We start from the raw sequence: 20458 nt of genomic DNA, 5'->3' as shown, positions 1-20458 counted from the left end.
GGGGCGGCGCCAACCAGCAGTGGCAGCTCGTCCGCGTCGGGGGCAGCACCCCGTCGCCGAGCGCGTCGTCCTCGCCGCCGCCGTCGGGCGGCACCTACGCCAACCCCGTGCTGTGGCAGGACTTCGCCGACATCGACATCATCCGCGTCGGCGACACCTACTACTACTCCGCCTCGACCATGCACTACTCCCCGGGCGCGCCGATCCTGCGCTCGTACGACCTGGTCAACTGGGAGTTCGCCGGGCACTCGGTGCCGACGCTGGACCACTCCAACGCGTACAACCTCAACGGCAACGGACGCGCCTACGTCAAGGGCATCTGGGCGTCCACGCTCAACTACCGGCCCTCCAACAGCACCTTCTACTGGATGGGCTGCATGGAGTTCAACAAGACCTACGTGTACACGGCCTCGGCCGTGGACGGCACCTGGTCGAAGCGATCCACGATCAACAACTGCTACTACGACGCGGGTCTGCTCGTCGACGACGACGACACCATGTACGTCGCCTACGGCAACTCCAACATCAGCGTCGCGCAGCTGTCGTCCGACGGGCTCAGCCAGGTGCGCACCCAGCAGGTGTTCACCACCCCGTCCAGCGTCGGCACCCTGGAAGGGGCCCGCTTCTACAAGCGCAACGGCAGCTACTACATCTTCCTCACCCGTCCCGCCAACGGGCAGTACATCCTCAAGTCGTCGAGCCCGTGGGGCCCGTACACGATGCAGCAGCTGCTGCTCAACCTGCCCGGCCCGGTCTCCGGCGGCGGCGTGCCCCACCAGGGCGGCCTCGTCCAGACCCAGAACGGCGCCTGGTACTACCTGGCCTTCGTCGACTCCTACCCCGGCGGGCGCATCCCGGTGCTCGCGCCGGTCACCTGGACGTCGGACGGCTGGCCGCAGCTCCAGCTCGTCAACGGCGCCTGGGGTGCCAGCTACCCCAAGCCGAACCTGCCCACCCCGCCCCGCCAGGTCAAACCGATGATCGGCAGCGACAGCTTCACCGCGAGCACGCTGGGCCCGCAGTACGAGTGGAACCACAACCCCGACAACAGCCGCTGGTCGGTCGGCAGCGGCCTGCGCCTGCAGACCGCCACCGTCACCAACGACCTCTACAACGCCCGCAACACCCTGACCCACCGCATCCAGGGACCGACCTCGACCGCCACGATCACCCTCGACTACTCGACGATGCGCGACGGCGACCGGGCGGGCCTGGCGATGCTGCGCGACCAGTCGGCGTGGATCGGCGTCAAACGCGACAACGGCACGACCAGGGTCGTCATGACCAACGGGCTCACCATGGACAGCAGCTGGAACACCACCGGCACCGGCAGCGAGAACGCCTCCGCCTCGATCTCGGGCGGGCGGATCTGGTTGCGCGTCAACGCCGACATCAGGCCCGGCAGCGGACGCCAGGCCCGCTTCTCCTACAGCACCGACGGAACCAACTTCACCGCGCTGGGCTCCGCGTTCACCCTCAACAACGCCTGGCAGTTCTTCATGGGCTACCGCTTCGGCATCTTCAACTACGCCACCCAGGCCCTGGGCGGCTCGGTCACCGTCTCCCGGTTCGACCTGACCACCCCGTAACCCGAACGGCGCAGGGCCGGTGCGGATCCGCCGCTCCGCACCGGCCCACTGTCGGTGGTGGGCGGCATGATCCTCGGCGACCGACCTCATCGCCTCAGGGAGACCACCGTGAACGACGGCCGTGCCGACTTCGACTTCATCTTCGGCCGGTGGCTGGTCCGCAACCGCAAGCTGCGCGACGTCACCGATCCGGCCTGCGCCGAGTGGGTCGAGTTCGACGCCACCGCCCAGGCCGAGCCGATCCTCGGCGGGCTGGGCCACGTCGACCGCATCTGGACCGACGCCCCGCCCGGCGAGCAGCCGTTCGAGGGGTTCACGCTGCGGCAGTTCGACCCGCAGGCCCGGGTCTGGCGGATCTGGTGGGCCTCCAGCCGCAACCCGGGCCACCTGGACCCGCCCGTCGAGGGCGCGTGGCGCGACGGGCGGGGTGTCTTCGACTGCGAGGACGTGCTCGGCGGTCATCCGGTCAAGGTCCGCTTCGAGTGGACCCGGGACGGCGTGGACACCGCCCGGTGGCAGCAGTCGTTCTCGTACGACGAGGGCCTGACGTGGCGGGTGAACTGGGTCATGGACCTGTCCCGCACCGCCTGACCGGGCGGGACGGCGCACCGGCCGTCCCGCCCGCAAACGTCAGGCGTTCTCGGCGAGGACCTCGCGCAGTTTGGCCGCGAACTCCGCCGGCTTGCCGGGCATGCCGAACTCGCCGCCCATGAAGCCGCCGTGGTTGCTGGGGAACACCACCGCGGTCGTGCCCAGCCGCTCGGCCAGCGCGACCCCGCCGCGGTAGGCCATCGTGCCCGCCGACTCCTCGCCGACGGCCGGCACGATCCGGGTCGACGCCGTACGCAGGGCGTCGAGGTCGGGCTCGTAGTGCGTGCAGCTGATCAGGTTCTGGCCCAGCAGCACGTCGTCGCGGGAGCCGTCGTCCTCGGCAGGCATGCCGAACTGCGCCGGGTCGGGCGCGACCGCGTAGTCGGCCGGGAACTCGCCCTGGTGGCCGACCGCGGCGATGAAGGCCGCCATGCCCGCGCCGGAGCCCTTCGCCTGGTACGTGTCGCGGATGAACTCGATCGCGGCGAGCGCCTGCTCCCGGTCGGGCAGCAGGGTCCCGGCCGGCGGCTCGTGGGCGACCAGGATGCGCACGTCGGCCGGGTGCCGGGCGACCAGGGCCAGCGCGTTGACCGCCCCGCCGCTGCTGGCGAAGACGTCGACCGGTCCCCCGCCGAGCTCGGCGATCAGCCGGTGCAGGTCGTCGGCGTGCACGTCGGGGGTCGACTCTCCCGCGTCCGGGGTGCGGACGCTGCGCTCCGCGCCGCGCGGGTCGTAGGTGACCACGGTGCGGTCGGGGAAGTATCCGGCGAGCGTGGTGAACCCGCGCGCGTCCATGGGCGAGCCGATCAGCAGCAGGGCCGGCTCGGTGGTGTCGGCGTTCTCGCGTACGTCGTAGTGCAGGACCGCGCCGGGAACGTCCAGGGTGTGGGTCTTCGCGTCAGTCATCGGTGCCACTCCTTCTCGGGTCATGTCCAGGTAGACCGCCGCCGCCCGGGAAACTCATCGGTGCCCGGCCGGGAACTTTCCCGGCCTCACCGAAACGGGCAAATGCCTCAGCCAGCATAGTCCCGCGCCCCGCCGCCGACCTGCGATGGAAGCTCCGCCCTCGCATGCGGTATCAAGTTCCGATGGAATTCGTGCTGTTCCCCGGACGCCACCACCTGCTCACCCGGTTTCAGGCCGACCGGCTCGTCGAGCTGGTCGCCCGGCACGGCGCGACCATCGTCTGGGCGGTGACCTCGGCGAACCACGACAACACCCGCCGCAACCCGGTCCCGTACCACCGGCGGGAGGCGGCCGTCGAACGCTTCAGCGCGACCACCGGCCTGCGCTCGGTGGTGGTGCCGGTCTTCGACATGCCGCCGACGCCGCGGTTCGCCGAAGTCACGATCAAGAACATCACCGCCGCCACCGGTATCGAGCTGACCCCGCACAACACCGTCGTGGCCTGCTCCACCCCCGACGTCGCCGCGCTGTACGAACGGCTCGGCTTCGCGATCGACCCCGTCGAGGCCGGGCAGTCCCCGGCCGCCGAACGCCCCTGGGACGTGCTGCTGCGCCTGGCCGCGGGCGACGAGACGTGGCGCGAGCTGGCCCATCCCGCAACCGTCGACGTGTTCGACCGCTACCGCCTCGTCGAGACCGTGCGCACCGTCGTCAACGACCCGGTCGTCGGCGACGAGGGCGGCCTCACCGCGACCCGCGACTACCGCGCCTACGTGAAGGCGTTCGCCGACAGCGCCGCCCGCAAATGGGCCACGGCCCGCGAGCACGTGCAGCCCGGGCGGGTCGTCGACATCGGCTGCGGCGCGGGAGCCGTGCTCGAACTCGCCGACCGCGAACCCGCCCTGCGCGAGAGCGACCTGATCGGGGTCGAGGTCGCCCGCCACCTGTTCGACGAGTGCGTGCACCGCAAGGCGCAAGGCGTCTTCGCCAACCCCAACGTGTTCTTCTACCGCCGCAACGTGCTCGGCGGCGCGGTGTTCCCCGCGCGTTCGATCAACACGACGCTGACCTTCGCGCTGACCCACGAGATCTGGTCGTACGGCGACCAGGAGAAGTCGCTGCGCGCCTTCGCCCAGGCCATCTTCGACCACACCGCGCCCGGCGGGGTCTGGATCAACAGCGACGTCTGCGGCCCCGACGAGCGCGACCGGCAGGTGCTGCTGCGCCTGGAGCGTGGCGACGGCGAGAACCCCGACCGGCCGCGCACCGACCTGGCCGGCCTGCCGTCCGCGCAGGTCGCGGCCTATGTCGCCGAGCTGTCCACGCGGGCCCGCTTCGACCAGTTCACGGTCGACTTCGCCTTCGGCGTGCCGCACGTCCCGGCCGGCGACACCGTCCGGCTCTCGCTGGGCGACGCCATGGACTACCTGACCCGCAAGGACTACTCGGCGAGCTGGCTGGCCGAGACCCGCGAGCAGTTCTGCGGCATGGCGTACGCGGACTGGCGGCGGCTGCTCACCGACGTCGGCTTCGAGCTGGACCCGGCCTCGGGGACCAACCGCAACGACTGGATCGTCGACAACCGGATCGCCCCGGTCGCCGCGCTCACCGACCTCGACGGCACGCCGCTGGACTGGCCGGTGACCCACCTGCTGGCGGTCGCCCGCCGCCCGCTGAACTCGTGAGACCGGCAGTCGGGGTCAGCGGATCCGGCCGCCTTCGGTGACCAGCCACTCGCCGGTCTCCCAGTCCGACGGGCCGCCCTCACCCCGGTAGCAGAGGTCGAACCGGATGCCGAGGTCCGACCACGGATGGCGGACCGGGACGACCCGGAAGATGTCCGCCAGACCCGGGAAGGTCAGCCCCTCGGGTTCGGGGAACAGCACCTCCAGCTCCTCGCGGGTCAGGTCGGTCCACAGGGCGATCTGCCACGACGTCTGGGTGAGCCGCTGCTCGCGGACCAGCTCGAACCGGGGTTCACGGCCGACCGTGAAGTCGCGGATGTCGTCGGCCAGCTCCTTCGGCGTCGCGGGCAGCACGAACGGCCACGGCTCGCCGTCGGGGTAGCGATACATCGCCGACGCGGCGGCGACCGCGCCCACCAGGTCGTCCCACTGCTCGGCGGAGGTGCCGACGGGCAGGTTCACGCCCGTGTGGTCCACCCGGCGCACGCGGCCGGACAGACGGCGTGCCAGGTCGGGCAGCTCGACCCGGGCCGGCAGGACCACCGCGTCGGTCCCCGGGCCGGTCACCAGGCCGACGACCTGCCCGGTGTCCAGGGCGACCTCGGGCGCGGCCACGTCGGCCAGCGCGAACGTGGTCACCGGGCGGGCCTCGCCGGACCACGGCGGGGTGAGCGTCAGGCGATCCACGGACGCCACGGCGTACGGCACGTCGGCGAGCAGCAGCCGCAGGCCGTCGAGGAAGGCGCGGGATTCCGCCGTGTCGGGCAGCCGGAAAGTGATCTCGGAGAGCCGGTCCATGCGCTCGACCGTAACCGCGACCAGGCCGCCCCCGGTACGACAATTTGCCGGGACCGCGTATCCCGGCCGATCGGTCTAATCTCGACCGGGTGAGACAACGGCTGGGTGCGGCCTGCTGGATGCTGACGGTCGTCTACTTCCTGGTGCAGCCGGTCGTCGCGGCGGCCTGGGATCCGGCGTACAGCTACGCCGACAATACGATCAGCGATCTCGGCAACGCGATATGCACCACCTCGGACGAATCGTGGCGGCCCGGCGTCGTCCTCTGCTCGCCCCGGCACGTGCTGATGAACGTGACCTTCATGCTGGTCGGCCTGTGCACGACGGTCGGCGCGCTGACGACCCGGGGCTGGTGGCCGCGGCATCGCCTGGTGGGGTCGGGGCTCGCGCTGATCGCGGTCAGCGGCGTCGGCGCCGTGCTGGTCGGCCTCGCGCCCGGTGACGTGAACATGCCGCTGCACCTGGTCGGGGCGGGGTTGCAGTTCCCGGCCGCGCTCAGCCCGCTGCTGCTCGGCCTGGCCACACCCCGCGAGCGGCGGCGCGAGCGGGTCTTCTCGCTCACGATGGGCGTCGTCGGGATCGTCGGCTGCGTGCTGTTCGCCAGCGGGCTGCATCTCGGGCTGGGCGTCGGCGGCACGGAACGGCTCGGCTTCGACCCGCTCACCGTCTGGACGGTCGTGCTCGGCGCGGTGATCTGGCGCGCGGGCTCAGTCCGGCGCTGATCGGCCGCCCTCCCCGGCGGCCAGGCGGACCCGGGCCAGCTCACGGATCTGCTCGTCGGGGTCGTCCACCAGGTCGGCGAGTGACCGGGCGACGAGTTCGGGATCAGCGCCCGAGACCTCCTCGACCATCGCATAAAGGGCGTAGTACCTGATGTCGGCCTCGTCGTCCCGGCACAGCGACCGCAGCGCCTCCAGCGCTCTCGGCTCGATCCGCTCCTGGTCCGCCAGCGCCGGAAGCACCGCCGCGATGTGGAAGCGGACCCACCGGTTCGGGTGCCCGGTGAACCGGAGCACCTCGTCGAGGGCCTCCCGCGCCGCGTTGTACCCGAGCGCCGAGATCACGTTCTGGAGCACGTACGGGTCCTGCTCCCGATCGAGCCGCCCGACCAGCAGCGGTATCGCCTCCGTGCTGAACGGCCTGCGTCCCGCCTCGTCCTGCCGCCCCAGTTCGCGCAGGACCCGCACGCCGAGTTCGCGCACGTCCGGGTCCTCGTCGTCCAGCAAGCTCACCGCGGTGGCGTACACCGCCCGGGTCGGCCGCTCGTGCAGGGCGACCAGGTGTGGAGCCGGGCCGAGGGGGTCGCCCTCGGCGACCTCGGTCGCCGCTGCCGCGAACAACTCCGCGTCCGGCATCCGAGCCGGTTCGACCCTGCGGTCCTGATTCCCCATCAGGCCATTGTCGGTCGCCACCCAACGGGGTTTCGCGCCGGAGCCCAGCGCGGCCTTGGCCGCCGAATCTAGACTCCATTCACGACCGTCAGGGTCGGGCTGGAGTCCGCGCCGGCCTTCGCAGCGACCTGGGGATCAGAATGGCCGATCCGCTCGACGACCCCGTGCGATCCGCGCTGACCGGGCCGCACGCCCACCTGGCGCAGCGGCGTGGCCGCATTCTGCGCTATCCACCGGAGCTGTCGAGGTTCATCGCGATCCCGCATCCGACGACCGCCGAGGACTGGGCCGACGCCGCCGCGCTGGTCGGCCCCGAGCGGGCCCCGATCGCGGGCGTCGTCGTCGCGCCGTACGACGATTGGAAGGTCACCGGCGTCGGGCCCGGCCTGCAGCTCGTCGAGGACGATGTCGAGCCGCGGTACGACGACGAGGCCGTGCGGCTGGGCCCGGCCGACCTGCCCGAGATCGTGGCGTTCGTGGCCCGGCACCGCAACGGCCGCTTGTTCACGCCGCGCACCCTCGAACTGGGCACCTACCTGGGCATCCGCCGTGGCGGGGCGCTGGTGGCGATGGCCGGGGAGCGCCTGCGGCCGGTCGGCTGGAACGAGCTCAGCGCCGTCTGCACCGACCCCGCCCACCGCCGCCAGGGCCTGGCCATGCGGCTGGTCCGCGCGCTGATCGCCGGTATGCGCGAGCGGGGCGAGCGGGCTTTCCTGCACGTGAGCGACGGCAACCCTGGCGCGTACGCCATGTATGAACGGCTCGGTTTCCGGCTGCGGCGGCCGATCACCATGGGCTCGGTGCACATTCCCGAGGAGCATCTTCCGGCCGCGTTCCGGTCGGACCACAGCTGACGCCGGGACGACGGGCAAGGGGGTGGCCGGACCGGCCGCGGTGAGCAGCAGCGATACGACGTCGGGACCGCCCGTCACCGGGAGCACGCCGGTCGCCGCCACCCGGTCAGCGAACTGCCTGAAACGTCACGTTCCAGTTCGTCGTCCACTTCATGCCCTGGCAGATCAGGGGTGCGTCGCCGAGCTTCACGCCGTCGCCGATGGTGTAGTCGAAGTCGCCGTCCTTGGCCAGCGTCGGCAGCGCCGGGTACATGCCCTGGTTCGTGACGACGTACGCCTTGCACGTGTCCACGTCTGTGGGGGCCACCCCGCTGACCGTGACCGTGCCGGGGCTGATGCCGGTGACCTGTGCCCGCACGTTCGAGTTCGGGTTGTGGATGGCCAGTTTCACGTTCGACGACTCGCCCGGCAGCAGCGGCGAGCTGAGCTGCTCCCCGACGACGGTGATCTCCTGGACGATCTCGGCTCCGCCGTTGGCTCCGGCCACGATGGTGGAGCCGAAGACGGCCCACGCGGCGGTGGCTGCCACGATGGTGCCGAGCACGGCCGTGCCGACGACGGCGGTCCGCTTGGTGATCCGGTGGTGCGTCATGACGTCCTCCTGGACAGGGTGAGTCGGCCCGCGCGCCCACACGGCGCACCGGCTGCTGGTTGACGTGGTGTTACGCCGCGGACGCGGGCGTCGCGGGGACAGGCGGCGACGGGTCGGCCGTCGCGCTTTCGGGGATCGGGGTCGCTGAGGGCACGGCGTCTGGAGCCGGATCAGGCAGCGTCTCGCCGGCCGGCGGCGAAACGGCCGACGGCGACGGCGACGCAGTCGGTATCGGCGACGGGCTGGCGGACGCTGACGCGTCCGGCTCGTCGGTGCCCGGTCGGGCGGTTCCGGTCGGTGTCGGGGCCGCTGGGGCGGCTGTCGGCCCGGCGTGCGCCGACGGGCTGGGCCACCTTCCGGCCGCGTGGCCTTCGACCGGCACCTGTGCGGAGCCGCGCCAGGGAGCCGCGGCTGCGACAGCACCGGCAGCGACCAGCACGGTGGTGGCGGCCAGCGCACCGGTGGCGAGCAAACGTCGGCCTCGCCGGGTCAGCGGCTGGTGCACCACGGGCGGCCTCCTGTGTCGGGTGCCGCTGCGCGGATCGCCGGGAGGCGTCCGGTTGCGGCCACGCGAACAACCCTGCCGCATAGCCATGGAATGGGGCATAGGGAACACGGTGGGCTACCGCTGACACATAGGGCGGCTGTCCAGCTCAGACGTGCACCGACCGGCTCCAGGCGAACTACCCAGAAAGGATGAATCGAACAATATAGATAATCGGCCCGGTGCCGTTCAGCCGGCTCCGCCGAGTCGCGCGTGGTAGTGCTCTGCGAACGCGACCAGCACCGCCTGGCGAGTGCTTTCGGGCAGCACGCCCGCGAACGGCGAGTTCTGGCGCAGCTCGGCGGCGTCACGACTGCGCGATGTCAAGACGTCGAGCACCGCCTCGGTTCCCGCGTCGAGGACCTGCCGCCAGCGCTCGAGCCACATCGCCGCCATACCGTCCGGGTGTACGCGCTTGAGCCGGCGCAGGTTCTCGGCGGCGTCCGCCAGCACCTTGTCAGGGTCGGCGACGAGGCGGCCAGCCACGGCGCGGTGCAGCCACAACGACTTGAGCTGGTCGCGAGTGAGTTCGGGGCGCAGCAGAGCCAGCACGTCCGCCCGGGAGAGGCGGCGGTGCGTGCCCACCCTGACGAAAGGCAGGACTCCCCGCTCACACAGGTCGACGACGTGCTGACGCGACGAGCGCAGCAGCGCGGCTGCCTCGGTCGTGGTCAGAAGATCGTCGGAGCTGCTTTCCATGCATCCACCATGCCGCAACAAACACCAAAAACGCAACCGGGTGCTCGCTGCTGACTCCCGATGTGAACGAACACGAGGTTTATCATCGGCGATTTGCAATATAACGACATGAAACAGACACGCTCAATACGCTGTAGGACACCCGCGCCCTGCGATCGGGCGCGTGGAGAGCCTGGACAGGCTGCTCGATGCGGCCCACGCACACGGGCGATCGAGGAGGCACCCATGACGACGGCCCGATCCCCCGCCGCCGAGCCGCCCGCGCGGGCCCTGCGGCAGATGCTCGTACCGCTCGCGCTCGCGCAGTTCATCTGCAGCTTCGCCGGTTCGAACATGAACGTGATGATCAACGACATCAGCCAGGATCTGAACACGACGGTCCAGGGCGTCCAGATCGCCATCACGATCTTTCTGCTGGTGATGGCCGCCCTGATGATCCCAGGCGGCAAGCTGACCGACCGGTACGGCCGCAAGCGCTGCTTCCTCGCCGGCCTCATCCTCTACGGCATCGGCGCGCTGCTCAGCGCCGTGTCACCGGGGCTGGGTGTGCTCATCCTCGGCAACTCGATCCTGGAGGGCGTCGGCACCGCGCTGCTCATCCCGCCCGTCTACATCCTCACCACCCTGCTGTTCACCGGCGTCACCGCACGGGCCAAGGCGTTCGGCGCGATCAGCGCGATGGGCGGCGTCGGGGCCGCGGCGGGCCCGCTCATCGGCGGTCTGATCACCTCGGCGCTGAGCTGGCGCTGGGCGTTCGTGTTCCAGGCCCTGGTGATCGCGGTGATCATCGTGCTGGGCCGCAAGGTGCTCGACCCGCTGCCACCGGACCCGACCCGCCCGTTCGACACCCGCGGCGCGGTGCTGTCGGCGGCCGGGCTCATCCTCGTCGTGGCCGGCATCCTCGCCGCCGACGACAACGCCTGGCTGATGCTCGGCCTGATCGCCGCGGGCGTGCTACTGCTGTTCCTGTTCTTCCGGTGGGTACGCGCCCAGGAGCGGGCCGGCCGCGAGCCGCTGCTGTCGACCGCACTGTTCCGCAACCGCACCTCGAACCTGGGCCTGATCACGCAGAACGCCCAGTGGCTGATCCTGATGGGCACCTCGTTCACGGTGGCGGCGTACCTGCAGGTGGTCCGGGGCTACGACGCGATCCAGACCGGCGTCATCTTCACCGCCGCGACGGTCGGTCTGCTGGTCTCGTCACTGGCGGCCGAGCGACTGGCCAAACGCCGCCCGCAGCGCACGCTGATCCAGGCGGGCTTCGTGCTCACCGCGGTCGGTGTGCTCGTGCTGCTCGCCCTGGTCGCCGGGACGCCCGGGGTCTGGGCGTTCGCGCCGGGACTGCTGCTCATCGGGCTCGGGCTGGGCCTGATGCTGACCCCGTCGGTCAACGTGGTGCAGTCCAGCTTCGGTGACGACCTGCAGGGCGAGATCTCCGGGCTGTCGCGCAGCGTGTCCAATCTCGGCTCGTCGCTGGGCACCGCCGTCGCGGGCACCATCCTGGTCGCGGGCATCACCGCGACCCCCGGGCGGGCGTACGGGCTGGCCATGGCCGTACTGGCCGTCGTGGCGCTGGCCGGGCTGTTCGCGGCCGCGAAGCTGCCGAGGACAACAACACCCTCTATGCCCTGATTTCGCCATTTTCAGCCTGCCATCTGGGGATAATCGGCTGGTCGCCACCGTGCTCACGGGGTGCCTGCGAGGGGAGACGCCATGGAGATCAAGCCCGCGGCAATGGTGATCCCCAAAGACACCAGCCATCTCGAACAGGGCAAGTACGGCCCGGTCTTCCCCCGCACGCCCGCCTGCTACGGGTTCACGATCATCGCGAAGGTGAAGCCCGGCCGCGCGGACACCATGCGCGAGTACGGCAACACCCTGGCCAAGGCATTGGAGGCCGACCCGTACTTGCTGGCCCCGCTGAAGCTGCACTACCTGCGGTGGGTCCTGTTCGACGACGACACCCGGTTCATGTACCAGGGGATCTTCGACACCGACTTCGACAAGTACACCGAGGACGCAGTCGCGCTGTTCGGCAAGTCAGGGGTCAACACGGCGTTCGAAAACCTCGAAGGGTTCCCGGAGGACTGGAAGACCAACCCGGAGGCGTTCATCCGCTTCGTGCGCGAGCACCAGTGCCCCAGCTTCATCGAGTACGGCGAGTACCCGTACGTCACCGCCGACGAGATCAAGAAGGCGTTGCGCGTCAAGAACGCGCTGTCGGAGATGCTCGACCAGCTGCAGTGAGGAAAGCGATGACCGACCAGCGCCCCGCCCGTGTCTACAACACCCGCCACCAGCCCCGCCCGTACACGCCGGGACGGCGGCGGGTCAGCATCTACGTGGCGTGGAGCTATCCGGCCGAGGCCGGGCGCAACCCTGCCGAGCTGGACAACCGCTTCTCCACGATGACCGAGGTGCGCCGGGTCACCTGGCCCGCGTACGAGGAACCGCAGTGGTCCGACCCGATGCGCTTCCAGCAGGGCATCGCCGGGGCGCTGGAGCTGTTCTTCTGGGCCTGGGTGCCGTTCCAGGACTTCGTCGCCGAGACCACCGGCCACCCGGTGGCGATGTACCAACGCGTCGACCAGGCGGGCGTGATGACCCCGCTCGACGAGCGGGTGCTGGCCGACACCGACACGCTGTTCGTCTTCGGGCTCGACCACATGGTCACCGGCCAGGACGCCACCGCCGAGGAGGTGGCCGCGCTGCGCGAGTGGACGGCCCGGGAGGGCACCCGCCTGGTTCTGGGCCCGCACCACGACGTCGGCGCCGGTGACGACCTGGCAGTGCGCGACGTGGAGTACCACCACCACGGCGACGCGCTCGTGCCACGGCAGCAGCGCTTCGGCCGGTACACCCGCTCGCTCATGGAAGGGCTCGGGGTGCCGGTGGAGAACCGCTACGGCCTGCGCCCGGCCGTGGCCGCGCCCAAACGCATCGCCCCGCTGTCGATCGACCGCGACCGCGACACCATGGGCTGGCTGACCGACGTGACCAGCTTCAACTTCCACATGCACCTGCCGCACTACGCCGTGACGACCGCCGACGAGCAGGCCGTACGGGTGCTGGGCCGCCAGCCCATCGACCTGTCCCGGCCGCATCCGTTCACCGAGGCGGGCAACACCGAGTTCAACATGTTCCTGTGGCTGCCGCCCGCGGGCGAGCGGGCCGGCGACATCCTGATGGCCGACTCGACCATCTTCAGCACCCTGTTCGGCGCCGACGACAGCCTGCGCGCCTTCTGGCGCAACATCGTCACGCTCTAGCGGCACCGGGGAGGCGGAGCGTGGAACTGCACGACATCCAGCGCGGGGTGCTCAGCCCTCGCCCGTCCCCGTATGCGGCGACGTACCTGCTGTTCCGTATCGACGACCGGGCCGACGGGCGAGAGCTGATGCGCCGGGTCGCCGCCGTGGTCACCAGCGCCGCCGACACGATCAGCCCGCTGGGCGAGACCTGGGTCAGCGTCGCGGTGACCCACTCCGGCCTGCGGGCGCTCGGTGTGCCGCAGCCGTCGCTGGACACGCTCGCCTGGGAGTTCCGCCAGGGCATGGCCGCCCGCGCCACCGCGCTGGGCGACACCGGCGACAACGGAACCGAACACTGGGAAGCACCACTGGGCAGCCCGGATGTGCACGTCGTGCTCGTCGCGCTCGCGCCGGACACGCCGACCCTGGAAGCGGCGATCGACCAGGCCCGGCCCGCGTACGAACAGCTGCCCGGGGTGACCGCGATCTGGCGGCAGAACTGCCACGCCCTGCCCACCGAGACCGAGCCGTTCGGCTACCGCGACGGCATCAGCCACCCGGCCGTCGACGGCAGCGGCATCGCCGGGTCCAACCCGCTGGAGAAGCCGCTCGCGGCGGGCGAGTTCGTGCTCGGCTACCCCGACGAGCTCGGCGGCGTGCAGACCACGACACCCGACGTGCTCGGCCGCAACGGCAGCTACGTTGCCTTCCGCAAGCTGCGCCAGGACGTGGCCGCGTTCCGGCGCTTCCTGCGGGACAACTCGGCCGGACCCGACGAGCAGGAGCAGCTGGCCGCCAAGCTCATGGGCCGCTGGCGCAGCGGCGCCCCGCTCGCCCTGTGCCCGCAGCGCGACGATCCCGACCTCGGCGCGGACCACGAACGTAACAACGCCTTCCTGTTCCGCGACGACGACCCCGACGGTTTCGCCACCCCCTGCGGGAGCCACGTCCGCCGGGCCAATCCCCGCGACTCGGCCGTGGCCGGCGAACCCCGGCTGCACCGCATGATCAGGCGCGGCACCGCGTACGGGCCGCTGCTGCCCGAGGGCATGCTCGACGACGACGGCGCCGACCGCGGCCTCATCTTCGCGTTCGTGGGCGCGCACCTGGGCAGGCAGTTCGAGTTCGCGCAGACGCAGTGGATGAACGACGGGGTGTTCTTCGGCGGAGGCGCTGCCCGCGACCCGATCGCCGGGCTCGGCGAGGGCCTGTCCGACTACACGATCCCCCGGCGGCCGGTGCGGCGGCGACTGCCGCAGGTGCCGCGCTTCGTCACCACCCGCGGCGGGGAGTACGCGTTCATGCCCGGCATCAGCGCCCTGCGCTGGCTCGGCGAGCTCACCGACTGACCTGACCGGCCGGAGGCCACGTGGACACGCTGCAGCTGCTGCTCAACGCGATAACCGTGATCTTCATTTCGTCGACCATGTTCGCGGCGGGCCTCGGCGCGACCGTGCCCGCCCTGCGCCGGGCGTTCACCGACGTGCCCCTGCTCGTGCTCGTGCTGCTGGCCAACCTGGTCGTCGTCCCGCTGCTGGGCTGGGGGCTGGCCGCCCTGCTGCAGCTCGCGACCGCGCCGTTCATCGCGCTGCTGCTGATCGCCTGCTCGCCCGGCGGGCCGTTCGGGGCCAAGCTCGGCATGATCCAGCGCGGTGACGTCACCACCGGCGCCGCCATGCAGGTGCTGCTCGCGGCCATCGGCAGCGTCACCTTCGCGCTGACCGCCAACGTGCTGCTCACCGCGGCCGACGTGGGCGGCGGCGTCTCGCTCGACGTCGGCGCGCTGGTGCGCACCGTCGCGATCCTGCAGCTCGTGCCGTTCGCGATCGGCCTGCTGCTGCGCCACTACGCCGCCGACACGGCCCTGTCCTGGCATCCGGCCGCGGTCAAGGTGTCCAACGTGACGTTCCTGATCGTGCTCGCCGGGATGCTGCTGGGCAGCTGGAGCGACGTCGTCGACCTGCTGGGCTCGCGGGCGCTGCTGGCCGGGTTCCTGTTCTCCGTCCTCGCCTTCGGCCTGGGCACGCTGCTGTCCACCGGGTCACCGGCCCGCCGCACCACCATGGGCGCCGTCACCGCCGTACGCAACCTCGGCCCGGCCCTGGCCGCCATCGGGATCGCGTTCAGCGACCAGCCCGCCGTGCTCGGCGCGCTCGCCGCGATCCTGCTCAGCGGGCTCTGCGCGGCCATCCCCATCACCGCGGCCCTCGCCCGCCGCCGCGGCGAGCCCCGGAGCTGAGAGGTCCCGGTGGCGTGCTCGCTGGTGTTCCTCGGCCACTCGACGGTCCTGCTCGACCTCGACGGCGTACGCGTGCTCACCGATCCCGTGCTGCGCGGCCGCCTGACGTTCCTGCGCCGGGTCGCCGCGCCGGTGCCGGCCCACCACCACGCCGATGTCGACGTGGTCGTGCTGTCACACCTGCACCACGACCACTGCGACCTGCGCTCGCTCGCTTTGCTCGGCCGCGACGTGCGCCTCGTCGCACCCGACGGAGCCGGGGACTTCCTGCGGCGGCGGGGCTTCCGCCAGGTGGTCACGCTGAAGGCGGGCGAGTCCCACACGGTCGGCGCATTGACCGTGACCGCGACCCCGGCGGTGCACGACGGCAGGCGGGAGCCGTTCGGGCCGTGGGCCGCCGCGGTGGGATACCTCATCGGGTCCGCGCGCAGCGCCGTCTACTTCGCCGGCGACACCGACCTGTTCGCCGGGATGCGCGACCTGTCCCCGGACCTCGACCTCGCCCTGATCCCGGTCTGGGGCTGGGGACCGAACCTCGGCCCGGGACACCTGGACCCGCAGCGGGCCGCCGAAGCCGTCGCCCTGCTGCGGCCGCGCCGCGCGGTGCCCATCCACTGGGGCACGCTGTTCCCGTACGGCCTGCGCGTCTTCTACCGCGACCGGCTGCGCGAACCCGCCCGCGCCTTCGCCGCCGCCGTCGCGGCCCGCGAGCTGCCCACCGAGGTACGGGTGCTGGCCCCCGGCAGCGGGCTGACATGGCTGCCTTGACTGCTCCCCCGCCTGAAGGCGGGGGATTCTTCCCGCCTTCAGGGCTTATGAGGATTCCTGGCTCAGGCAGCCACCCGAGCCAGCGGCTCAGGTGGTCTTATGCCCTCAGCACCAGCAGGGCTCAGACCAGCCCTGACAAGCATCACGCGGGCGGAGTTCTTGTCCCGTGGGGACACGGCTCCGCACGCGGTGCAGGTATAGGTGCGCTCCCCCAGCGGCAGTGCATGCTTGGCTCTCGTCATGCAATGCGCGCAGTCCATCGTGGTATGCGCGGGATGTACGGGCCGGACGTCCCGGCCATGCTTGCGGGCCATCTCGACCAGTGCGGCTGTGGTGGCGCCGATGGCGGCGTCAGCGGCCTTGCGGGCCATGGTGGTCTTGGCGAGGAACTTCGGCCGGAAGTCCTCCACCGCGATGTGGTCGTGGTCGGCGACCACGGCCTTGGCCCATTTACGGGCCGTGTCCTGCCGCTGACGGGCCACCTTTTTGTGCAGCTTCGCGGCCTGCCGCTGCGCCTCGCGGTAGCCCCGACTCTGCGGCTTGCCCTTGGGTCGTTCGCGGCGCGACATCTGGCGCTGGTAGCGGGCCAGCCTTGCGGCGGCCTTACGCCCGTGCTCGGGGTGGGGAAGGTCATGGGCGTCGCTGGTGGTGGTCGCGACCTCTTTCACGCCCCAGTCGATGCCGATCACACTGCCGGTCGCGGGCAGTGGCTCGATCGGTGCGGCGATGACGAACGAGCAGTACCAGTGTCCGAGGTTGTCGCGGTACACGCGCACCGAGCTGGGGTCGGCCGGGAGTTCGCGGGACCACACGACGGTCACGACGACGCCGCCCGCCAGGTGCAGCTTGCCGTCCTTCAGGCGGAAGCCGCGGCGGGTGTAGTTCAGGCTCGGGTCGCTGTGGTGTTTCTTCTTCACCCGGGGCATCCCAGCTCGACGTGCCATGGGCAGCCGGTCCTTGATGTCCTTCAGCGCTTTGGCACGGGACTTGCCGAAGTCCCGTATCACCTGCTGCTGCGGCACCGACGACCCTTCGCGCAGCCACGCGGTGCGGCAGCGGGCCTCGGTCAGCATCTTGTCGAGCTGCGCCGGACCCCGGGCTACCTTCACGCCGGTCGACCTGGACTGATGGTGCGCGGCCTTCGACTGGTGGACGCATTCGTTCCAGACCCAACGGCAGCGGGCCCACTCGGCTTCCAGCGAGGTGGCCGCGGCCTTGGACACGCGCAGCCGGTACATGTACCGGGCATGACCGGCATCATCCGGCGGCGTGGCGGTCATGGTCCCAACCTAGCGGCGGGGTCTGACAGTCGACGGCGGTCCGCCCTGCGGGCGAATCGCCTTTCCTTGCCCTGCTGCGCAGGAGTCCGAATTCCTCCCCGTCCTGAAGGACGGGGCATCCTTCGGAGGTTCCGGTGAACCTCCACCGCCTCGGCGGCCGGCTGCGCCCGGCGATCGTGGTGCTGCTGCTCGACTGGGCGGCGCTGAGCATCGCGATCGCGGTCACGCCGGGCCTGTCCGCGAGCACCGGATGGGACGTCCTGCTGGCCGCGGTGCTGCTCGCGATCGCCGCCGCGGTGCTGCGGCCGCTGTTCGCCGCGTTCGCCGCCCGGCTCGGCTGGGCCGGGGTCGTGGCGGGTTGGCTGCTGACCCAGTCGCTGCTGGTGTACCTGGCGCTGATCCTCGCCCCGCACATCACGGTGGACGGCTTCTGGCCCGCGTTCTGGGCGTCGTGGATCTACTCCATCCTGGTCAGCGCCGGGATGTGGCTCGTCACCGCGGGCGACAACTCGGCGATGCTCGCGCACCTGCTGCGGTCCACGAAGACGACCCGCCGCGAAGCCGTCGCCACCGCGGTCCCCGGCGTACTGATGATCCAGATCGACGGGTTGTCGGCGCCGCTGGCCCGCTGGGCCATCCAGGCGGGCAACCTGCCGACGCTGACCCGCTGGATCCGCTCGGGCAGCCACACGCTGGCCGAATGGCACGCCCAGCTGCCCGCGACCACTCCCGCCAGCCAGGCCGGCCTGCTGCACGGGGCCAGTGCGCACGTGCCCGCGTTCCGCTGGCTGGAGAAGGAGACGGGCCGGCTCGTGGTCACCAACCACCCCAAGGACGCCGAGTACGTCGAGCGCGGCTTTTCTGACGGGCGGGGCCTGCTCGCCGACGGCGGGGTGAGCCTGTCCAACGTGTTCTCCGGCGACGCCCCGGTGAGCCTGCTGACCATGAGCACGACGGCCCGCAAGGGCAGCCGGCGCGGCCCCACCCGGGAGGTCAGCAGCTATCTCGTCGACCCGTTCGGGCTGACCCGCTCGCTGGTGCTGACCGCCGGCGAGATGGTCAAGGAGGTGTTCCAGGCCCGTCGGCAGCGGGCCCGCGACATCGAACCGCGGGTGCACCGCGCCGCGTCCTACATGGCGCTGCGCGGCGTGACCAACGTGCTGCTGCGCGACCTCAACCTGAACCTGGCGGCCGAGCACATGATGCGGGGCGCACCGGCCCTGTACTGCGACTTCGTCGACTACGACGAGATCGCCCACCACGCGGGCCCGACCCGGGCCGAGTCGCTGGCCTCCCTGGACGGCATCGACTGGGTGCTGGGCACGCTGGAGCAGCTCGCGCGCAGCGCGCCGCGGCCGTACCACATCGTGGTCCTGTCCGACCACGGGCAGAGCCAGGGCGCGACGTTCCTGCAGCGGTATGGCACGACGCTGGAGGCCCTGGTCCGAAAGCTGATGGCGGGCGACGGCGCGGACGTGGCGACCGCGCCCGAAAACGAGCAGTGGGGCCGGGTCCGGGCCCTGCTCACCGAGATCGGCGGCGAGCGGAAGGCCGTCGGCCGGCTGACCCACGACATGCTGGAGGCACGCGAGCCGGAAACCGCGCCGGGGCCTGCCGCGGGTGCGGAACTGGTCGTCGTCGCGTCCGGCAACCTGGGCATGGTCTACCTCGCCCGGGAGCGCCGCCGGCTGACGCTGGAGGAGATCGAGGCCCGGCACCCGAACCTGCTCACCGGCCTGGTCACCCACCCGGGCATCGGGTTCGCGATGGTGCGGTCCCGGGCCCGTGGACCGGTGGTGCTCGGCCGCGACGGCGTCCACCACCTCACCGGCGGGCGGGTCGACGGCACGGACCCCCTCGCCCCGTTCGGCCCGCACGCGGCCGACGACCTGCGGCGGCACGACACGCTGCCGCACGTCGGCGACATCGTGCTCAACAGCCTGCTCGATCCGGCGACCGGTGAGGTGGCCGCGTTCGAGGAGCTCGTCGGCTGCCACGGCGGGCTCGGCGGGTGGCAGACCCGGCCGGTGCTGATCCACCCGGCCGGATGGACCGCGCCGGACGCCCTCGTCGGCGCCGACGCGGTCCACCGGCAGCTGGTGCGCTGGCTGGAGGACCTCGGACTGCGGACACCGCCGCCCGATTAGCCCCTGACGATCAGATCGTTGGCGTACGTCGCCACGTCCAGCACCGCCTGCTCGCCGGTGCGCCGGTGCACGTCGAGGGCCGCGTCGATGAACTTGATCCCGTGCGAGTCCCGGTCGTGCAGCCCGCGCGCCATCAGGTCGGCCGGGTCCGTCGCTCCGCGGACCGGCATCGGCCGGGCCTCGGCGGGCGAGTACGCGCTCGTCACCGCCGCCGTCGCGGCCCACGCGGCCTGGATGCTGGGCTCCCACAGCGCGGCCGGCAGCACCGGCAGCACCCGTGCGATCGCGTTCGGCGCGGTGGTCGCGTGCACCAGCATCACCGGGTTGCCGTGCCCGTGCGTGCCGAACCGCAGCGCCGCCGCCTCGACGATGGCCGCGATCCGGTCCGGCGCGTTCGTCTCGGCGTCGCCGGGCACCGCCCCGGCCGACTCCGGCCACCCCGGCAGGTCGGCGAGCTGTGCGAGCCGGTTGCGGATCCCGGATCGCTGGTGCGGCACCCGGGGCACGGCGTCGAGCGCCGAGCGCGGATCGCTGGACCGGTACGGGCCCTTGCCCGCCGGTGCGAGCGGCTGCCAGCGGGCGGCCCAGTAGCCCAGGCCCGCGCCCAGCTCGGCCACCCGGGCGGGGGTCGCCGTGCCGTCCTGCTCGCTGTCGAGCAGGGCGCGCACCGCGTGCCCGACCCTGATGACGCCGTGCGTGGCCCCGGCGGCCACTCCCGGCAGCAGCCGGGGCCACCACTGGATCAGCACCTCGCGCCAGGGCCGCTCGGTGAGCTGCCGTTCGAAGAAGGTGAGCCAGTCGCCGGTGCGCACCGGGTCGCCCAGCGGATCGCGCCACTCGCCGGCGGAGATGCGCTGGATGCCGCGCGGGCGTTCGGACAGCCGGTCGCGGTAGCCGTCGATCCAGGCGTGCACCTGGTCGGCGTGGCCATGCCGGACCAGTGCCTCCGCCGCCATGGGCGCGTGGTTGGACAGCCAGCCGTCGCGCTCCGGCCCGGTGTGCTGCAGCCGCTGGTATACCTCGTCGAGAACCCCGTTTTCCATGCTCAACAGCATGTGACTTCAAGCAGACTTGATGTCAATAGCCGCTGAGCTGTGACAATCTTGCAGCGCTGCCGGACGTCG

General features: G+C 71.5%; 19 protein-coding genes. 12 read left to right on the top strand and 7 right to left on the bottom strand.

Going from position 1 to position 20458, the window contains the following annotated elements:
• Both ACFQO7_RS32680 and ACFQO7_RS32675 read left to right on the top strand, forming a co-directional pair.
• Window positions 1–1589: glycoside hydrolase family 43 protein (locus ACFQO7_RS32680; protein WP_376810006.1), on the top strand; the 1589-nt coding region annotated here is incomplete at its 5' end.
• A 108-nt stretch (window positions 1590–1697) separates the two neighbouring features.
• Window positions 1698–2180: a hypothetical protein gene (locus ACFQO7_RS32675; RefSeq protein ID WP_376810005.1), complete on the top strand. Its 483-nt coding sequence runs from the start codon at window positions 1698–1700 to the stop codon at window positions 2178–2180.
• A gap of 39 nt (window positions 2181–2219) precedes the next feature.
• Here the strand turns inward: ACFQO7_RS32675 and ACFQO7_RS32670 are convergent, their stop codons facing one another.
• Window positions 2220–3086, bottom strand: a complete 867-nt coding sequence (locus ACFQO7_RS32670; protein ID WP_376810004.1) for an alpha/beta fold hydrolase — start codon at window positions 3084–3086, stop codon at window positions 2220–2222.
• Between the two features lie 182 nt (window positions 3087–3268).
• Here ACFQO7_RS32670 and ACFQO7_RS32665 point away from each other — a divergent pair, with 182 nt between their 5' ends.
• Window positions 3269–4771 carry a class I SAM-dependent methyltransferase gene (locus ACFQO7_RS32665; RefSeq protein ID WP_376810003.1) on the top strand — a complete coding sequence of 501 codons (1503 nt, stop codon included), beginning with the start codon at window positions 3269–3271 and terminating at the stop codon, window positions 4769–4771.
• A 15-nt stretch (window positions 4772–4786) separates the two neighbouring features.
• On the opposite strand, the gene ACFQO7_RS32660 is transcribed toward ACFQO7_RS32665, so the two are convergent.
• Window positions 4787–5569 carry a hypothetical protein gene (locus ACFQO7_RS32660; protein WP_376810002.1) on the bottom strand — a complete coding sequence of 261 codons (783 nt, stop codon included), beginning with the start codon at window positions 5567–5569 and terminating at the stop codon, window positions 4787–4789.
• A gap of 89 nt (window positions 5570–5658) precedes the next feature.
• Here ACFQO7_RS32660 and ACFQO7_RS32655 point away from each other — a divergent pair, with 89 nt between their 5' ends.
• Entirely contained in the window at window positions 5659–6291 is a 633-nt protein-coding gene (locus ACFQO7_RS32655; RefSeq protein WP_376810001.1) for a DUF998 domain-containing protein, read from the top strand.
• Here ACFQO7_RS32655 and ACFQO7_RS32650 read toward each other — a convergent pair.
• Entirely contained in the window at window positions 6277–6960 is a 684-nt protein-coding gene (locus tag ACFQO7_RS32650) for a HEAT repeat domain-containing protein (protein ID WP_376810000.1), read from the bottom strand. The two genes, ACFQO7_RS32655 and ACFQO7_RS32650, sit on opposite strands and share 15 nt — an antisense overlap.
• Before the next feature lie 140 nt (window positions 6961–7100).
• Here ACFQO7_RS32650 and ACFQO7_RS32645 point away from each other — a divergent pair, with 140 nt between their 5' ends.
• Entirely contained in the window at window positions 7101–7814 is a 714-nt protein-coding gene (locus ACFQO7_RS32645; RefSeq protein ID WP_376809999.1) for a GNAT family N-acetyltransferase, read from the top strand.
• A gap of 106 nt (window positions 7815–7920) precedes the next feature.
• On the opposite strand, the gene ACFQO7_RS32640 is transcribed toward ACFQO7_RS32645, so the two are convergent.
• Together ACFQO7_RS32640 and ACFQO7_RS32635 are read right to left on the bottom strand one after the other, a co-directional pair.
• Window positions 7921–8406: a hypothetical protein gene (locus tag ACFQO7_RS32640; RefSeq protein ID WP_376809998.1), complete on the bottom strand. Its 486-nt coding sequence runs from the start codon at window positions 8404–8406 to the stop codon at window positions 7921–7923.
• 733 nt (window positions 8407–9139) lie between these two features.
• On the bottom strand, window positions 9140–9649 hold the full coding sequence (locus tag ACFQO7_RS32635; RefSeq protein ID WP_376809997.1) for a helix-turn-helix domain-containing protein: 510 nt from the start codon (window positions 9647–9649) through the stop codon (window positions 9140–9142).
• Between the two features lie 225 nt (window positions 9650–9874).
• Here ACFQO7_RS32635 and ACFQO7_RS32630 point away from each other — a divergent pair, with 225 nt between their 5' ends.
• From ACFQO7_RS32630 to ACFQO7_RS32605, 6 genes are all read left to right on the top strand, one after another.
• Entirely contained in the window at window positions 9875–11281 is a 1407-nt protein-coding gene (locus ACFQO7_RS32630; RefSeq protein ID WP_376809996.1) for an MFS transporter, read from the top strand.
• Window positions 11282–11362: 81 nt separating this feature from the next.
• On the top strand, window positions 11363–11896 hold the full coding sequence (locus ACFQO7_RS32625; RefSeq protein ID WP_376809995.1) for a hypothetical protein: 534 nt from the start codon (window positions 11363–11365) through the stop codon (window positions 11894–11896).
• A gap of 8 nt (window positions 11897–11904) precedes the next feature.
• Window positions 11905–12918, top strand: coding sequence for a hypothetical protein (locus tag ACFQO7_RS32620; RefSeq protein WP_376809994.1), 1014 nt, complete (start codon window positions 11905–11907; stop codon window positions 12916–12918).
• 20 nt (window positions 12919–12938) lie between these two features.
• Window positions 12939–14249 (top strand): Dyp-type peroxidase, encoded by a 1311-nt coding sequence (locus ACFQO7_RS32615; protein ID WP_376809993.1) that lies wholly within the window; start codon window positions 12939–12941, stop codon window positions 14247–14249.
• A 20-nt stretch (window positions 14250–14269) separates the two neighbouring features.
• Window positions 14270–15139 carry a hypothetical protein gene (locus ACFQO7_RS32610; RefSeq protein ID WP_376809992.1) on the top strand — a complete coding sequence of 290 codons (870 nt, stop codon included), beginning with the start codon at window positions 14270–14272 and terminating at the stop codon, window positions 15137–15139.
• A 9-nt stretch (window positions 15140–15148) separates the two neighbouring features.
• Window positions 15149–15907 carry an MBL fold metallo-hydrolase gene (locus ACFQO7_RS32605; protein WP_376809991.1) on the top strand — a complete coding sequence of 253 codons (759 nt, stop codon included), beginning with the start codon at window positions 15149–15151 and terminating at the stop codon, window positions 15905–15907.
• 62 nt (window positions 15908–15969) lie between these two features.
• Here ACFQO7_RS32605 and ACFQO7_RS32600 read toward each other — a convergent pair whose 3' ends face one another.
• Window positions 15970–17187: an RNA-guided endonuclease InsQ/TnpB family protein gene (locus tag ACFQO7_RS32600; RefSeq protein WP_376809990.1), complete on the bottom strand. Its 1218-nt coding sequence runs from the start codon at window positions 17185–17187 to the stop codon at window positions 15970–15972.
• 134 nt (window positions 17188–17321) lie between these two features.
• Between ACFQO7_RS32600 and ACFQO7_RS32595 the strand changes: the two genes are divergently transcribed.
• On the top strand, window positions 17322–19334 hold the full coding sequence (locus tag ACFQO7_RS32595) for a phage holin family protein (RefSeq protein ID WP_376809989.1): 2013 nt from the start codon (window positions 17322–17324) through the stop codon (window positions 19332–19334).
• Here ACFQO7_RS32595 and ACFQO7_RS32590 read toward each other — a convergent pair.
• A complete protein-coding gene (locus ACFQO7_RS32590; RefSeq protein WP_376809988.1) occupies window positions 19331–20377 on the bottom strand; it encodes a questin oxidase family protein in 1047 nt (348 codons plus the stop codon). The two genes, ACFQO7_RS32595 and ACFQO7_RS32590, sit on opposite strands and share 4 nt — an antisense overlap.
• Window positions 20378–20458 lie beyond the last annotated feature (81 nt).

The organism is Catellatospora aurea, assembly GCF_042663325.1.
Classification (GTDB): domain Bacteria; phylum Actinomycetota; class Actinomycetes; order Mycobacteriales; family Micromonosporaceae; genus Catellatospora; species Catellatospora aurea.
The sequence above is the reverse complement of the archived record's forward strand: the minus strand, read 5'-3'. Positions and strand labels throughout refer to the sequence as shown.

What these genes read in the sequence shown, in the direction of transcription:
- ACFQO7_RS32630 (WP_376809996.1), top strand. Translation starts at nt 9,875, where the DNA reads ATGACGACGGCCCGATCCCCCGCCGCCGAGCCGCCCGCGCGGGCCCTG.
- ACFQO7_RS32635 (WP_376809997.1), bottom strand. Translation starts at nt 9,649, where the DNA reads ATGGAAAGCAGCTCCGACGATCTTCTGACCACGACCGAGGCAGCCGCG.
- ACFQO7_RS32665 (WP_376810003.1), top strand. Translation starts at nt 3,269, where the DNA reads ATGGAATTCGTGCTGTTCCCCGGACGCCACCACCTGCTCACCCGGTTT.
- ACFQO7_RS32650 (WP_376810000.1), bottom strand. Translation starts at nt 6,960, where the DNA reads ATGGGGAATCAGGACCGCAGGGTCGAACCGGCTCGGATGCCGGACGCG.
- ACFQO7_RS32660 (WP_376810002.1), bottom strand. Translation starts at nt 5,569, where the DNA reads ATGGACCGGCTCTCCGAGATCACTTTCCGGCTGCCCGACACGGCGGAA.
- ACFQO7_RS32640 (WP_376809998.1), bottom strand. Translation starts at nt 8,406, where the DNA reads ATGACGCACCACCGGATCACCAAGCGGACCGCCGTCGTCGGCACGGCC.
- ACFQO7_RS32670 (WP_376810004.1), bottom strand. Translation starts at nt 3,086, where the DNA reads ATGACTGACGCGAAGACCCACACCCTGGACGTTCCCGGCGCGGTCCTG.
- ACFQO7_RS32645 (WP_376809999.1), top strand. Translation starts at nt 7,101, where the DNA reads ATGGCCGATCCGCTCGACGACCCCGTGCGATCCGCGCTGACCGGGCCG.
- ACFQO7_RS32600 (WP_376809990.1), bottom strand. Translation starts at nt 17,187, where the DNA reads ATGACCGCCACGCCGCCGGATGATGCCGGTCATGCCCGGTACATGTAC.
- ACFQO7_RS32625 (WP_376809995.1), top strand. Translation starts at nt 11,363, where the DNA reads ATGGAGATCAAGCCCGCGGCAATGGTGATCCCCAAAGACACCAGCCAT.
- ACFQO7_RS32590 (WP_376809988.1), bottom strand. Translation starts at nt 20,377, where the DNA reads ATGGAAAACGGGGTTCTCGACGAGGTATACCAGCGGCTGCAGCACACC.
- ACFQO7_RS32620 (WP_376809994.1), top strand. Translation starts at nt 11,905, where the DNA reads ATGACCGACCAGCGCCCCGCCCGTGTCTACAACACCCGCCACCAGCCC.